The 13,247-nt window shown below is 36.1% G+C and carries 11 protein-coding genes; 6 read left to right on the forward strand and 5 right to left on the reverse strand.

Features of this window, described 5'->3' with window-relative positions; translation table 11 throughout:
• The first annotated feature begins 175 nt into the window (after positions 1 to 175).
• The 4 genes from GS03_RS03580 (at position 176) to GS03_RS03595 (ending at position 4,510) form a co-directional block, all read left to right on the forward strand.
• Complete coding sequence (locus GS03_RS03580; protein WP_136153053.1) at positions 176 to 1,072, forward strand: S66 peptidase family protein; 897 nt, start codon at positions 176 to 178, stop codon at positions 1,070 to 1,072.
• Between the two features lie 23 nt (positions 1,073 to 1,095).
• Positions 1,096 to 1,455, forward strand: coding sequence for a YraN family protein (locus GS03_RS03585; RefSeq protein ID WP_136151201.1), 360 nt, complete (start codon positions 1,096 to 1,098; stop codon positions 1,453 to 1,455).
• 128 nt (positions 1,456 to 1,583) lie between these two features.
• Entirely contained in the window at positions 1,584 to 3,770 is a 2,187-nt protein-coding gene (locus tag GS03_RS03590; protein WP_168710261.1) for a M12 family metallo-peptidase, read from the forward strand.
• A 56-nt stretch (positions 3,771 to 3,826) separates the two neighbouring features.
• The gene (locus GS03_RS03595) at positions 3,827 to 4,510 is read left to right on the forward strand and encodes an alpha/beta fold hydrolase (RefSeq protein WP_136151203.1); all 684 of its coding nucleotides are present in this window, start codon (positions 3,827 to 3,829) and stop codon (positions 4,508 to 4,510) included.
• Here GS03_RS03595 and mfd read toward each other — a convergent pair whose 3' ends face one another.
• Positions 4,511 to 7,873 carry a transcription-repair coupling factor gene (gene mfd / locus GS03_RS03600; protein ID WP_136151204.1) on the reverse strand — a complete coding sequence of 1,121 codons (3,363 nt, stop codon included), beginning with the start codon at positions 7,871 to 7,873 and terminating at the stop codon, positions 4,511 to 4,513.
• Between the two features lie 3 nt (positions 7,874 to 7,876).
• A complete protein-coding gene (locus tag GS03_RS03605) occupies positions 7,877 to 8,470 on the reverse strand; it encodes a hypothetical protein (protein ID WP_136151205.1) in 594 nt (197 codons plus the stop codon).
• A 159-nt stretch (positions 8,471 to 8,629) separates the two neighbouring features.
• On the opposite strand from GS03_RS03605, the gene GS03_RS03610 reads away from it, so the two are divergent.
• Entirely contained in the window at positions 8,630 to 9,568 is a 939-nt protein-coding gene (locus tag GS03_RS03610; protein ID WP_136151206.1) for an L-threonine 3-dehydrogenase, read from the forward strand.
• Between the two features lie 63 nt (positions 9,569 to 9,631).
• Here the strand turns inward: GS03_RS03610 and GS03_RS03615 are convergent, their stop codons facing one another.
• The 3 genes from GS03_RS03615 to GS03_RS03625 all read right to left on the reverse strand — a co-directional run bounded on the left by GS03_RS03615 (position 9,632) and on the right by GS03_RS03625 (position 11,537).
• Positions 9,632 to 10,222, reverse strand: a complete 591-nt coding sequence (locus GS03_RS03615; RefSeq protein WP_136151207.1) for a globin family protein — start codon at positions 10,220 to 10,222, stop codon at positions 9,632 to 9,634.
• Between the two features lie 11 nt (positions 10,223 to 10,233).
• A complete protein-coding gene (locus GS03_RS03620) occupies positions 10,234 to 10,668 on the reverse strand; it encodes a hypothetical protein (RefSeq protein ID WP_136151208.1) in 435 nt (144 codons plus the stop codon).
• Between the two features lie 365 nt (positions 10,669 to 11,033).
• Entirely contained in the window at positions 11,034 to 11,537 is a 504-nt protein-coding gene (locus GS03_RS03625) for a nuclear transport factor 2 family protein (RefSeq protein WP_136151209.1), read from the reverse strand.
• A gap of 125 nt (positions 11,538 to 11,662) precedes the next feature.
• Here GS03_RS03625 and GS03_RS03630 point away from each other — a divergent pair, with 125 nt between their 5' ends.
• Positions 11,663 to 13,243, forward strand: coding sequence for a L,D-transpeptidase family protein (locus GS03_RS03630; RefSeq protein ID WP_136151210.1), 1,581 nt, complete (start codon positions 11,663 to 11,665; stop codon positions 13,241 to 13,243).
• Positions 13,244 to 13,247: the final 4 nt, after the last annotated feature.

Raw genomic sequence — 13,247 nt, forward strand, 5'->3', positions numbered from 1 at the left:
AAGCTCAGTGTGACATTTCAAAAAAGGATTTTCACTACTATCAGGGCTAGGGCATTGGTTTTCTTAAACCAGAATTTGATTATATTTGCTCATATCATTTTCAAAAATGAACAAAAAATCTATATTCTTTATTCTATTATCTTTATTCTTTTTAAATCTTCATTCTCAAAAAAAGATGATTACACCACCTTACCTGCAAAAAGGCGACACCGTTGCCATCGTTTCTACCGCAAGAAAAAATATTGATGACAATTTAAAACCAACTATAGATTTACTTCAAGGCTGGGGATTAAATGTAAAAATCGGAAATACCATTGGTTTAGATTATTACCAATTAGCCGGAACAGAAGAACAGCGTGCGGCAGATTTTCAGGAGCAAATGGACAATCCAAACATCAAAGCGATTTGGTGTGTTCGTGGCGGTTATGGAACGGTAAAAATTATCGACAAATTGGATTTTACCAAATTCAAACAAAACCCAAAATGGATAATTGGTTTTAGCGATGTCACTGTTTTGCATAGTCATTTGAACCGAATGGGAATTGAATCCTTACACGCAACGATGCCGGTTGCCATTCCGAGAGCGACGGATGAAGCTAAAAATTCTTTGTGCGCCGCTTTGTTTGGAGACAAATTGCAATACACTTTAGATTGTGACGCCTTGAATCATAATGGTAAAGCCAAAGGTGAATTGGTTGGTGGAAATCTATCTATTTTATACAGCTTATTAGGTTCTGAATCGGCAATTGATTGCAACGATAAAATATTGTTTATTGAAGATTTGGATGAATATTTATACCATGTTGACCGAATGATGATGAACCTGAAACGCAACGGCTGTTTGAGTAGTTTGAAAGGAATTATTGTTGGTGCCATGACCGAAATGAAAGACAACGATATTCCGTGGGGAAGAAATGCGCTGGAAATTATTGAAGATACTGTTAAAGGATTAGACATACCAATCATTTACAATTTCCCGGCTGGACATATCAGAGACAATCGCGCCTTGATTTTTGGAAGGCAGGTTTCTATGGAAGTCAATGCTAAAGAAAGCAAAGTGATATTTGATTGATTGCTTCGTAAACTCGCAATGACATGGCAGAACACAACGAATTAGGGAAGTTAGGTGAAGAATTGGCGGAGGGTTTTTTGAAACAAAATGGTTATACTATATTGGAAACCAATTGGACATTTCAAAAAGCAGAGATTGATATCATCGCTCAAAAAGATAACATAGTTGCCGTTGTTGAAGTCAAAACCCGTTCGAGTATTGACTTTGGTCTGCCTCAGGATTTTGTAAAACCAAAGAAAATCCAATTGTTAGTCAAAGCCGTAAATGAATACATAGTTTCTAATGATTTAGATGCCGAAGTACGCTTTGACATTATCGCAATATACAAGGAAGAAGGAATATACAAAATAGAACATATTGAGGATGCTTTCTTCCATTTTTGAGCGATTAATTTTTACTAACTGTTTTTAAAATTCTATCATTTTTGAATAGTAAAATTTTAAAATATGGGATTATAATTTGTCGTGTTCTGAATTTCAATAACTTTACAAAAAAAATGCAACTTCAAGCTATGAAAAAAACCTTACTAGTAACCGTCTTATTTTGTTTAACCAATTTGGTAGCGCAAAATAAAATTGCCGAAAGAGTATCTGAATTACAGAGCTTAAAGGCCAGCTTCAGACCAATTTCTGTTTTGTCTGCAACTCAAAACACTATTGACAGCGATGTAAACAAAGTTGTTTCTGACGCCACTTTAGCAACAATAAATGTTGAAAGAATCAATGAAATTGTTGCCAACCGATATGAAACTATTGAATTAGAAATACCATATCAAAACCTGAATATTGCTGTGCTTTTGTATAAAGTAAATCCATTTGCAGAAGGTTTTCATGTCGATACGGATAAAGTAAAAAACATCAGCTATCAAAAAGGAGTTTACTACCGCGGAATCATAAATGGAGAAACGAATTCGGTTTCGGCATTCAACTTTTTTAATGGAGAATTCAACGGAATCATTTCCAGTTCTGAATTAGGAAACCTTGTTGTTGGAAAGTTAGATAAAGTAAACAATCAAACAGATTATATTGTTTATTCTGATGCTAAAATGAAAGTGTTAAATGGCTTTGATTGTCATACAAAAGATGGAGATAACGCGACTGAAAGTAGTGGTGACTTTAACAGAGACATCACTAGTACCAAATGTGTTTCAATGTATTTTGAAGTTGATAATAATTTGTTTGTCCTAAACGGAAATGACATCACTGCTACAACCAACTGGATGACATCCGTTTTTAATGAGGTTCAAACATTATACAACAATAGCGGAATTACAGTTAGTTTAAAGTCAATGTATATTTGGACAACTCCTGATCCTTATGAAGGAATCGGAACAAGTTCGGGAGATTATTTGAATGCTTTTGGAAATACTACTCCGGTATTTGATGGCGATGTTGGTCAATTAGTCGGGATTGACCCTGAAGGACTAGGCGGTGTTGCCTCCACCATAAATGGAATTTGTACTCAAAATAATTATAGTTATTCCGATGTCAATTTTAGTTATAGTTCTGTCCCAACCTTTTCTTGGACTGTTCAGGTTATCACACATGAATTTGGACACCTTTTAGGCTCAAGACATACGCATTCCTGCGCATGGAACGGAAATAATACCGCAATAGATAATTGCGGTCCTTATGCTTTAGGTTCTGGCTCTGAAGGGTATTCTTGTATGACCACACCAGCAACTTTACCATCAGGATCAGTAAAAGGGACAATAATGAGTTATTGCCATTTAGTATCTGGAGTAGGGATAAGCTTTAATAATGGTTTTGGCCCACAACCAACAACAGTAATTTTAAATACTGTTAATAACAAGTCATGTTTAAGTACAGACTGTGTAACCAGCTGCCCAAATACGGTTACCAATATAACCACGTCAAATATTACTTCAGATTCTGTACAAATAGCATGGACAGATATTGGTTCTGCAACTTCCTGGCAAGTTTCGGTTAGACCAGTTGGATCAAATTCTGTTTGGAATACGGCTACAACCAATTCATATACAGCAACGGGGTTAAATCCAAATGTTTATTATAATGTAAGAGTTAGACCTTTATGTGCCGGTTTACAGCCAGCTTCAAGGGAGAAAATAGCTGCCACTGCCGCAGTTAATTACTGTTTAGACACGCCGTTTACAGATACAGGTGGCACAACCGGAAATTATACCGATATGCAGTCCTGGACAAGAACCATGACACCATATAATCCAGGGTTAAAACTAAGGGTTACTTTCGCAAGTTTCGAGCTTGAAGAAAATTGGGACTTTTTATTCATCTATAATGGTCCGGATGTCTCTTCGGAAGATTTAACATTAGGTGGTTTAACAGGAAGTATAGATGCGGGAACTTTTGATTCAACAGCTGCCGATGGTTCATTGACTTTTAAGTTTACTTCTGATCAAAATACTGTTGCTGCCGGATGGGATGCTACTATAACATGCACAGGAACCTTAGGTGAAGTAAGCAATAATTTCTTAGATTATAGTTATTATCCAAATCCAACTACCGGAAAAGTAACCATTAGTTCTAAAGATTCCATTTCCGAAGTTACCGTTTATAATGTTCAGGGACAATTGTTATATAACCAAAAGATGAATGAGTTAATTACCAATGTTGACATCTCTAAATTTGCAACAGGAACGTATTTCTTTAAATTGAAAATTAAAGATAAAGAAGCTAATTTTAAAGTATTGAAGAATTAAACATTTACTACTTATCAAAACCACTCGGTAACGGGTGGTTTTTCATTTATACCAATATGCAAAAACTCTTATTACTTCATGGTGCACTGGGAAGTGCAGAAAATTTTAACCAACTGATAACGCTTTTGCAACGAGATTTCGAAATTTACACACTCGATTTTGAAGGTCATGGTCAACAGAAAACTTCAGAAACACAATTAACCATTGCTGGATTTGCCAATCAGGTTTTGGATTTTTTGAATGAAAATAAGATAGAGAAAATAAATATTTTCGGTTATAGTATGGGTGGATATGTTGGACTTTACTTGGCCAAAAACCATCCGGAGAGAATCGAAAAATTATTCACTTTGGCCACAAAATTGAATTGGACTATTGAAGGTTCACAGAAAGAAACTTCTTTTTTAAATCCCGAAATCATCAAAGAGAAAGTACCTAAATATGCAGCCGCTTTAGAGAAACTTCATGGGCAGAACTGGGAAAAGTTAATGTACAAAACTGCTGAAATGATGTTGGAACTAGGGAAATCTCCAGCTCTTAAAAATGATGATTTTGCTGTAATTACTACACCGACATTGATTGCTGTAGGTGATAAAGATGTGATGGTAAGCATTGAAGAAAGTAGTGCAGCCTATCGACAATTGCCAAACGGACAGTTTTTAGTCTTACCCAATACGCAACATCCGATTGAAAGAGTATATAAAGTGGAATTGGCACATCAGATTAAAAACTATTTTAGTTGATTATTTCTTCATCATTTCCATAAACTCTAATGCTTTGTTTATGGATTTTACGTTTTCGAAAGTGAGTAATAGACGCAATCCGTTTTTGGTTTCCTTCTCTTTCATTTTGCAGATGTTTCCATGTTGCTGAACAAACTGAAGCATTTGTCTGAATTGCTTTGAATTATAATAATCCGATTGTTGGTCGCCCACAAAATAACCAATCAATTTGCCCTGCTTCATGATGATTTTTTCAATTCCCATTTGCGTTGCAATCCATTTGATTCGGATGCTGTTCAAGAGTGCTTTTGCTTCTTTTGGCAATGCCCCAAAACGGTCAATTAGTTTGGCTTCGTAGGCCAACAATCCAGCTTCATCTTTGATAGTTCCCAGTTCGTTATACAGATTTAAACGTTCTGTAATGTTGTTGATGTATTCATCCGGGAACAGTAATTCGAAGTCGGTATCAATCTGCAATTCTTTTACATATTCTTTGGTATCGATATCATTTTCTGATTCATAAAGCTCTTTGAATTCATTTTCTTTCAACTCTTCAATGGCTTCGTTCATGATTTTCTGATAGGTTTCAAAACCAATTTCATTGATGAAACCACTTTGCTCGCCACCCAATAAATCTCCGGCACCACGAATTTCCAAATCTTTCATCGCGATATTAAAACCACTTCCCAATTCGCTGAATTGTTCTAATGCCTGAATACGTTTTCGGGCATCATCCGTCATCACAGAATAAGGCGGACAAATAAAATAACAGAATGCTTTTTTATTGCTTCGACCAACGCGACCACGCATTTGATGCAAATCAGAAAGCCCAAAATTATTAGCATTGTTGATGAAAATCGTATTCGCATTTGGCACATCCAATCCACTTTCGATAATTGTGGTTGCCACCAAAACATCGAATTCACCATTCATAAATCCTAGCATTAATTCTTCAAGTTTGTTGCCTTCCATTTGGCCGTGACCGATTCCGACACGAGCATCGGGAACCAATCGTTGAATCATTCCGGCAATTTCTTTGATGTTTTCGATTCGATTATTGATAAAGAAAACCTGTCCGTTTCTTTGAATTTCATACGAAACCGCATCACGAATCAACTCTTCACTAAAACCAACAACCTTTGATTCTATCGGATACCGATTTGGCGGAGCTGTAGTAATTACCGATAAATCCCGAGCTGCCATCAATGAAAATTGCAAGGTTCTCGGAATTGGCGTTGCGGTTAAAGTTAAAGTATCAACATTCGCTGCAATGGTTTTCAGTTTGTCTTTTACGTTGACGCCAAACTTTTGTTCTTCGTCAACAATCAGCAAACCTAAATCTTTAAAGACTACATTTTTATTCACCAATTGATGTGTGCCAATAAGAATATCCAATTTCCCCGAAGCCAAATCTTCTATGGTTTTTGCTTTCTGTTTGGCGGTTCGGAAACGGTTGAGGTAACCAATATTGACAGGCATATCTTTTAACCTTTCGGTAAAAGTTCGGTAATGTTGGTACGCCAAAATTGTAGTCGGAACCAAAATCGCGACTTGTTTACTATTGTCAACAGCCTTAAAAGCGGCACGAATAGCGACTTCTGTTTTCCCGAAACCAACATCGCCACAAACCAATCGGTCCATCGGGCGGTCTTTTTCCATGTCGGCTTTGACGTCTTGTGTGGCCGTAATTTGGTCTGGTGTATCTTCGTAAATGAATGAACTTTCTAATTCTTTCTGTAAATAACTGTCAGGTGCGCAGGCAAACCCTTTTTCCAAACGGCGCTTTGCATATAGCTGAATTAAGTTAAAAGCAATGTGTTTGACACGCGCTTTGGTTTTTTGTTTTAAGGTTTTCCAGGCATTCGAACCAAGCTTGTAAATCTTTGGTGGCGTTCCGTCTTTTCCGGTGTATTTCGAAATTTTGTGCAGCGAATGAATGCTCACATACACGATGTCATTATCGGCGTAAGCGAGTTTTATTGCTTCCTGTGTTTTGCCTTCGACCTGAATTTTCTGCAAGCCACCAAACTTTCCTATTCCATGATCGATGTGAGTTACATAATCGCCAACAGATAATGAATTCAGTTCTTTTAGCGTAAGTGTTTGCTTTTTAGAATAGCCATTTTTGATGTTGAATTTGTGATAACGTTCAAAAATCTGATGGTCAGTATAGCAGGCAATTTGGTTTTCTTCGTCAATGAAACCTTGGTACAAAGAAGCTACAATTGTATGGTATTGTTTGCGGATATTCTCGTGGTTTTCTTCATCAATGCTTTCAAAAATATCATGAAAACGATTGGCTTGCCCTTCATTCGAACAGAACAAATAATTGGTATAACCATTAAAATGATTGTCGCTCAAATTGTTCAATAACAAATCAAATTGTTTGTTGAAAGATGGCTGAGGTTGTATGTGGAATTCAAAAGATTTGGTCGTTTGGAACAACGGTTTGTTCGATAATTCAATGATAGAAAAATCCAAAGCCTTGCGTAAAAAACCTTCCTGATTCAGGAATAAATGTTTGGGTTCAGCGTGTTTGACGTCTTTCGAAAGTTTGTCAAAAGTTTCTATCGCTTTGCCAAAAAGTTTGTCTAATTGTGAAGTCAGGAACTCTGTGTTTTCAATACATAAAACAGTTTTGTCGCTGATATAATCTAAAAAGCTTTCGCGATTTTCCTGAACGAATTTATTTTCCAGATTTGGGATAATCGTAATCTTGGTTTGTTTTTCGAGTGAAAGCTGCGTTTCGACATCAAAGGTTCGGATACTGTCAACTTCATTTCCAAAAAACTCAATACGATACGGATTGTCATTGGAAAAAGAAAACACATCTAGGATTCCGCCACGAACAGAAAATTCTCCTGGTTCGGTAATAAAATCGACACGTTTGAATTCGTATTCAAACAACACTTCGTTGATAAAATCGATGGTAACCGTTTCGCCAACAGCAATTTTCAAGGTGTTTTTTTCGAGTTCTTTTCGGGTAACTACTTTTTCAAAAAGCGCTTCGGGATACGTAACAATAACGGCTGGTTTCTTTCTCGAATTGATTCGGTTTAAAACTTCGGAACGCAATAAAACATTAGCGTTGTCGGTTTCTTCAATTTGGTATGGACGACGATAGGAACTTGGATAAAACAACACATCATTGGCACCAATCATTTGTTCCAAATCGTTTAAATAATAGGCCGCTTCTTCTTTTTCGTTAAAAATTAACAGAAACGGTTTGTCGCTTTGCTTAAAAATAGCCTGAAATACAAACGAGAAAGACGAGCCCAAAAGTCCTTTTAACTGAATTTTGGTCAAAGGATTTTCGAGTACATCCGTTATTTGTTTGACTTTCGTCGAATGGAGATAACCGTTATATAATGAAGTTAAACTCAAAACTTATTTTATAATTTTTGGAACAGGATTGGTCGGAACCGCTCTGGCAGTATCTAACATTCGTAACATATCGCCTTCGCCATCTTCTGTTTTGATTTCGCTTTTACGCTTGATTTCGTCCAATTGCCATTGCATAGACGCCACTTCGGTATTAATTTCCTGAACTAATTGTACAATCTTTTGATCGGGAATCTGATTCAGATGAATGTATAAATTTATAGCATTGACTTTGGTCGTAAGAACGGCAATTCGGCTTTTTACTTCCGGGATACTATATTTAATGGGTATGTTGATGTTTAATTCAGCCGCTCTTTTAGAAAGCGTTTTGGCTTTTTGCTGAAAAGCACCAATACTGCTTTTTGGTTTTTGTCCTAACTCATTTAGAAACACGCGCCATTCTGCCCAATTGGTTGTCAGCTCTCTTGAAGTTTGGTTTAAAGGTTGTGAATTAAAGTTCCAACCTTTATTGATATTGGAAAATATAACTTCTCTTTTCTGCGTTTCTTTTTCCTGTTGCAAGGCACGAACTTTTGGATCTTCCTGGCAGGAAGAAAGCAATACCAATATCAATAGTAATGAAGAAAAAGATAATTTCATGGGTAGGCGTTAAAGACACAAAGGTACAAAGGTAAAAGGAAACTTCAGTATGAAGTAGTTAAAGGGATTATAATTTTATTAAAAAGAAAACAGCCTTTTTACAGAAGTTACATTTCCCAAAAAAGGTATCTTTGCTGTATAAACAAACAACACTACTACATGAGTACAAAAATCCTAATCATTGGCGCTTGCGGACAAATCGGAACCGAGCTTACCCAAAAGCTGAGAAGCATTTATGGCAATGACAATGTCATTGCTTCCGATATCAGAAAACTGAATAATGACATAGTTAACAACGGTATTTTCGAAGTTGTCAATGCTTTAGATTACAATCAAATTGAGCATTTAATTGAGCAATATCAAATTACAGATGTTTATCTGATGGCAGCTTTGCTATCGGCAACGGCAGAAAAAAATCCTGCATTTGCATGGGATTTGAATATGAATTCGTTGTTTCACGTTTTGAATCTGGCGAAAGCCAAAAAAATAAAAAAGATATTCTGGCCCTCGAGTATTGCTGTTTTTGGACCAACAACTCCACGACATAATACGCCACAATATACCATTATGGAACCGACAACTGTTTATGGAATCAGTAAACAAACTGGTGAAAGATGGTGTGAATATTACCATAATATTTATGGTGTTGATGTACGCAGCATTCGGTATCCAGGCTTGATAAGTTGGTCAACGGAGCCTGGTGGCGGAACGACAGATTATGCGGTTGATATTTATCACAAAGCGTTGAAAGATGGGAAGTATGAATGTTTTCTTTCGGAAGATACAGCTTTGCCAATGATGTATATGGATGATGCGATTAGAGCTACGGTAGAAATTATGCAGGCATCAAGTGAACAAATCAAGATTCGTTCTTCTTATAATTTGTCCGGGATAAGTTTTACACCAGCTGAAATCGCAACTGAGATTAAGAAACACATTCCGGATTTTACAATTTCATACAAACCTGATTTCCGTCAGAAGATTGCAGACAGTTGGCCGGCTTCAATTGATGATAGCAGTGCAAGAGAAGACTGGAATTGGAAGCACGAATTTGATTTAGCTTCGATGACTCAGGAAATGTTAGACCATTTGAAATAAACAAAAAACGCTACCCAAAATTGGAGTAGCGTTTTTCACTAAACAAAACAAAAACCATATTTCTTATTGAACAATAGGATCTCTTAACGATTCTAAAACGGCAACGATATCTGCATAAAGTTGGGTATCAGCTGCAACACCATTTTGCACAGCTGCTGCACCAACATAACCTTCAAATTTTGTGTAGTTAGCATCGGTTGAAGTAGTTCCCATTCTTGGATTCATAGCCGGATTGTGAGCCGATACCATATCCAAACCTGAATAAGTGTTTACAGCGTTTGTACCACCGGTGTTGAAAGAGAAAAAGTCGGTTAGATTATCAACCAGTATAGCCAAATTAGTAGTATTTCCGGCAGTTACTTCTCCTAATAACGGGGCAAAGTGTGCGCTTAAATTACCCGAAGCGCCTGCTTGTACGTCAGCTACGATTAAACCAACGGTTGAGTTTACCACTTTTCTGTAAGCCAAACGTCCGGCTTCAATTGTTACTGCCGGATCAGAACTGTCCGGATCATCAACCAATGTTGAACCTCCTAATCTTTCATAGATAGAGGCTGGTGCAGGAGGAGTATCATCACTATCGCTACTGCACGATGTGAAAGTAAAACCTCCAATTACTAATGCACATAGTGCAAATTTTGAATTCTTTGTCATAGTTTTTATATTTAAGATTTATTGAAAATTCCTTGTATGAACTTGGTAAACTTATAGCTCATGCCATCTTTCTTTATCACGGGACAAACTTGTTTGTTGGCTAGACCTTCCGGCAATACAAAACGTTCTGCTTTATAATTTCCTTTAGTCATTAATTCATTGTAAACTTTTTTGGAGTCGGCTATGCGGTTATCGTGAAAATAGACAACGACATTTCTTTTTACGATGATGTCACTTTTTACGCCGGCAATACTGTGTAATTTTTGCTTGATTTCAATAGTGCTTAACGAATCAAAAGGTTTGTCGAAATCTATTCGGCTCACTTGTATTGTAGCATTTTCGATAGGTCTTGCATTAGCAATGTGGTACACCAGTATCACAAACATCAAAAGGAAAAATCCTAATATGCTTAGTAATGCGATTTTTATTTTCTTATTAATTTTCATGATGTTTCTTTTTGTTTGTAAATTGATTTACGTTAAAAGAACAGTTTTGGTTTTTTACAGTGAAAAAAAACAGAAAAGGAGAATGATTATGAATCGAAAAGCGCTGCTTTTGACACGAAGCAGCGCTTTTCTTTCCAACCAAAACTAACCAAAACATCTTAAGTAATTTAAGCGCAACTATTTGTTTTAAACCGGAGCAAACAGGGTTAAATAAAAAACAAGAAATAACACCGCAAGCATTGCTATAAAAGCAGTGGTTCCAAATAATTTATTAATTTTTTTGTTGATATCCATAATCGTAGAATTTGGGGTTCTTAACTCAATTACGAGAAAAGAAAGATTATGGTTTTCCGAAACTAAAAGTTTTACTTTTTCTTGTTTTTCAAATTGCTAAGTAAAGCGTCTTCAATTGGAGATTTTATTTTTATGATTTCGTCAGTGCTGTCATTTGGAATAGTCATCGACAGTACGTAGTGTTTTATTTTCCACTGGTTATTTACAAAGACAAGTACTCCCGAACCGCGACAGATTTTCATTCGGGTATCGAGTAATTCATTAAACCAGGCTATTTTTTTGTCTTGGCTAAAGTAGATATGTCTTTCTAAAGCGGTAAAACTCCATGCTTTTCCTTTATCAAAATGAGGTTTGGCATACGCCTGAAAAGCAGATTTGGTCCAGTTTTCTGTAGCGTCAGTTCCGATAAAGACAGCATCATCCGTTAAGGCATCAAAGTAATTATTGTAGTTAGCTTCAGCAGCAGCCTTGTGCCAGCCATCAAGCGTCATATTAATTTGTGCCTTGAGGTTATCCTGCGCATTGACATTGGTAACCCAAAATGGGAATAGTATAAAAAGAAGTATTTTTTTCATAAGGATTGCCTTATTGGTTTTGTTTATCATTGTAATTCGAAAACTGTGAAGTAAATATAGTATTTACGATTGTCATACTATGCTGTTAGTTTTTGTATTTTTATAAAATGAATAAACAAAAGTAAATGAACAGAACGAAGATATACAGGCTTTTACTAATACTTTTTGTGGTGAGTATTTCTTTGACCAGTTGGTATTGTATTAACAAAGAGAGTAAAGAAATTGCCGCGAACAAAAAGAAGAAGGAATCTTTTTCGCTTTCTTTTGACAGTACTTTGGTGGAAACTTTTTATGCTAAATATCCCAAATTGATTTTGTACAAAAAGCAAGTGCTTTCCCTGTATCAAAAAAATAAGTATGATTTTATTTGGTATGATACTAAAGGCAGAAAAGAAACCGCAGATGTCATCTTCAATAAAATAAACAATCTGTTTGAAGACGGAGTAATCAGCAAAGTGCCTTATAAAGAAACGCTTGATGGTTTGTTTCAAAAAACTTCTGAAAAGCCCGATGTTGAAGTTGAATTGTTTTTATCCAACTATTATTTCTACTATACAAATAAAGTACTACAGGGAATTGACGACACAAAATCCAATGAGTTAGAATGGTATTTACCCCGAGAAAAGCAATCTTATGTTGCGTATTTAGATTCTTTGTTGGTTGACCCAAAACTCATAGATAAAAAAGAACAACATATTGAGCAATATTACAAACTCAAAGCAGTTTTAAAAAAGTATAGAGACATCGAACAAAAAGGCGGTTGGGATTCTATTGCGGTTCCCAAAGATTTTGTATCAATAAAGCCCGGCGACAGTTCTGATGTTGTGGCAAAAATTAGAACCAGATTATTTCTTACCGGAGATATTGATGTTGATTCCGGCAGAAAATTATATGGATTTGCGCTTCAACAAGCGGTTTTGAAATACAAGAAACGCAATGGATTTACTTTGGATAAAATCATTTTGCCAAAGCATATTGATGAGATGAACGTGCCCATTAGCAGTCGTGTAAAAACCATTATCGTCAATATGGAACGTTGCCGATGGATTTCTCCCGATGTGGCAAAAGCCAAAGAATTTATCGTGGTAAATATTCCGTCGTATCGTTTGAGGTATTTCAAAGAAGGACAAGTGGTTTTGAGTTCAAATGTTGTGGTGGGAAGCATGATGAACAAGACAGTTATTTTTAGCGGTCTGATGAGTTATATAGTGTTTAGCCCTTATTGGAATGTGCCTACAAGTATAAAAGAAAAGGAAATTCTTCCCGGAATTGCGAAGAATAAAAACTATTTGGCAAAACATAATATGGAATGGAACGGAGCAAACATCAGGCAAAAACCCGGGAAAAATAATTCCTTAGGTTTGGTTAAATTCCTGTTTCCAAATTCGAATAATATTTATTTACACGACTCACCAGCCAAAGAATTGTTTACTCAGGAAAAAAGGGCTTTTAGTCATGGTTGCATCCGAGTGGAAAAACCAAAAGAATTGGCCAATTTAATTTTGGAAGATGATGCTAATTGGACACCGGAAAAAATAGATGCTGCTATGAATAAAGGGAAAGAATCATGGTATACGCTAAAAAATAAAATTCCGGTTTACATAGGTTATTTTACCGCTTGGGTTGATGATGACGGCAACATCAATTTCTATAAAGATATTTATGAAAGAGACGAGCGATTGGCGGCTATGTTGGTTGAAGAATAATGTT

Source organism: Flavobacterium sangjuense, from assembly GCF_004797125.1.
In the GTDB taxonomy this organism is placed as follows: Bacteria; Bacteroidota; Bacteroidia; order Flavobacteriales; family Flavobacteriaceae; genus Flavobacterium; species Flavobacterium sangjuense.

Bases quoted from the DNA above. Each gene is read 5' to 3' on its own strand.
- GS03_RS03580 (WP_136153053.1), top strand. From the start codon at position 176: ATGATTACACCACCTTACCTGCAAAAAGGCGACACCGTTGCCATCGTT.
- GS03_RS03585 (WP_136151201.1), top strand. From the start codon at position 1,096: ATGGCAGAACACAACGAATTAGGGAAGTTAGGTGAAGAATTGGCGGAG.
- GS03_RS03590 (WP_168710261.1), top strand. From the start codon at position 1,584: ATGAAAAAAACCTTACTAGTAACCGTCTTATTTTGTTTAACCAATTTG.
- GS03_RS03595 (WP_136151203.1), top strand. From the start codon at position 3,827: ATGCAAAAACTCTTATTACTTCATGGTGCACTGGGAAGTGCAGAAAAT.
- GS03_RS03605 (WP_136151205.1), bottom strand. From the start codon at position 8,470: ATGAAATTATCTTTTTCTTCATTACTATTGATATTGGTATTGCTTTCT.
- GS03_RS03610 (WP_136151206.1), top strand. From the start codon at position 8,630: ATGAGTACAAAAATCCTAATCATTGGCGCTTGCGGACAAATCGGAACC.
- GS03_RS03615 (WP_136151207.1), bottom strand. From the start codon at position 10,222: ATGACAAAGAATTCAAAATTTGCACTATGTGCATTAGTAATTGGAGGT.
- GS03_RS03620 (WP_136151208.1), bottom strand. From the start codon at position 10,668: ATGAAAATTAATAAGAAAATAAAAATCGCATTACTAAGCATATTAGGA.
- GS03_RS03625 (WP_136151209.1), bottom strand. From the start codon at position 11,537: ATGAAAAAAATACTTCTTTTTATACTATTCCCATTTTGGGTTACCAAT.
- GS03_RS03630 (WP_136151210.1), top strand. From the start codon at position 11,663: ATGAACAGAACGAAGATATACAGGCTTTTACTAATACTTTTTGTGGTG.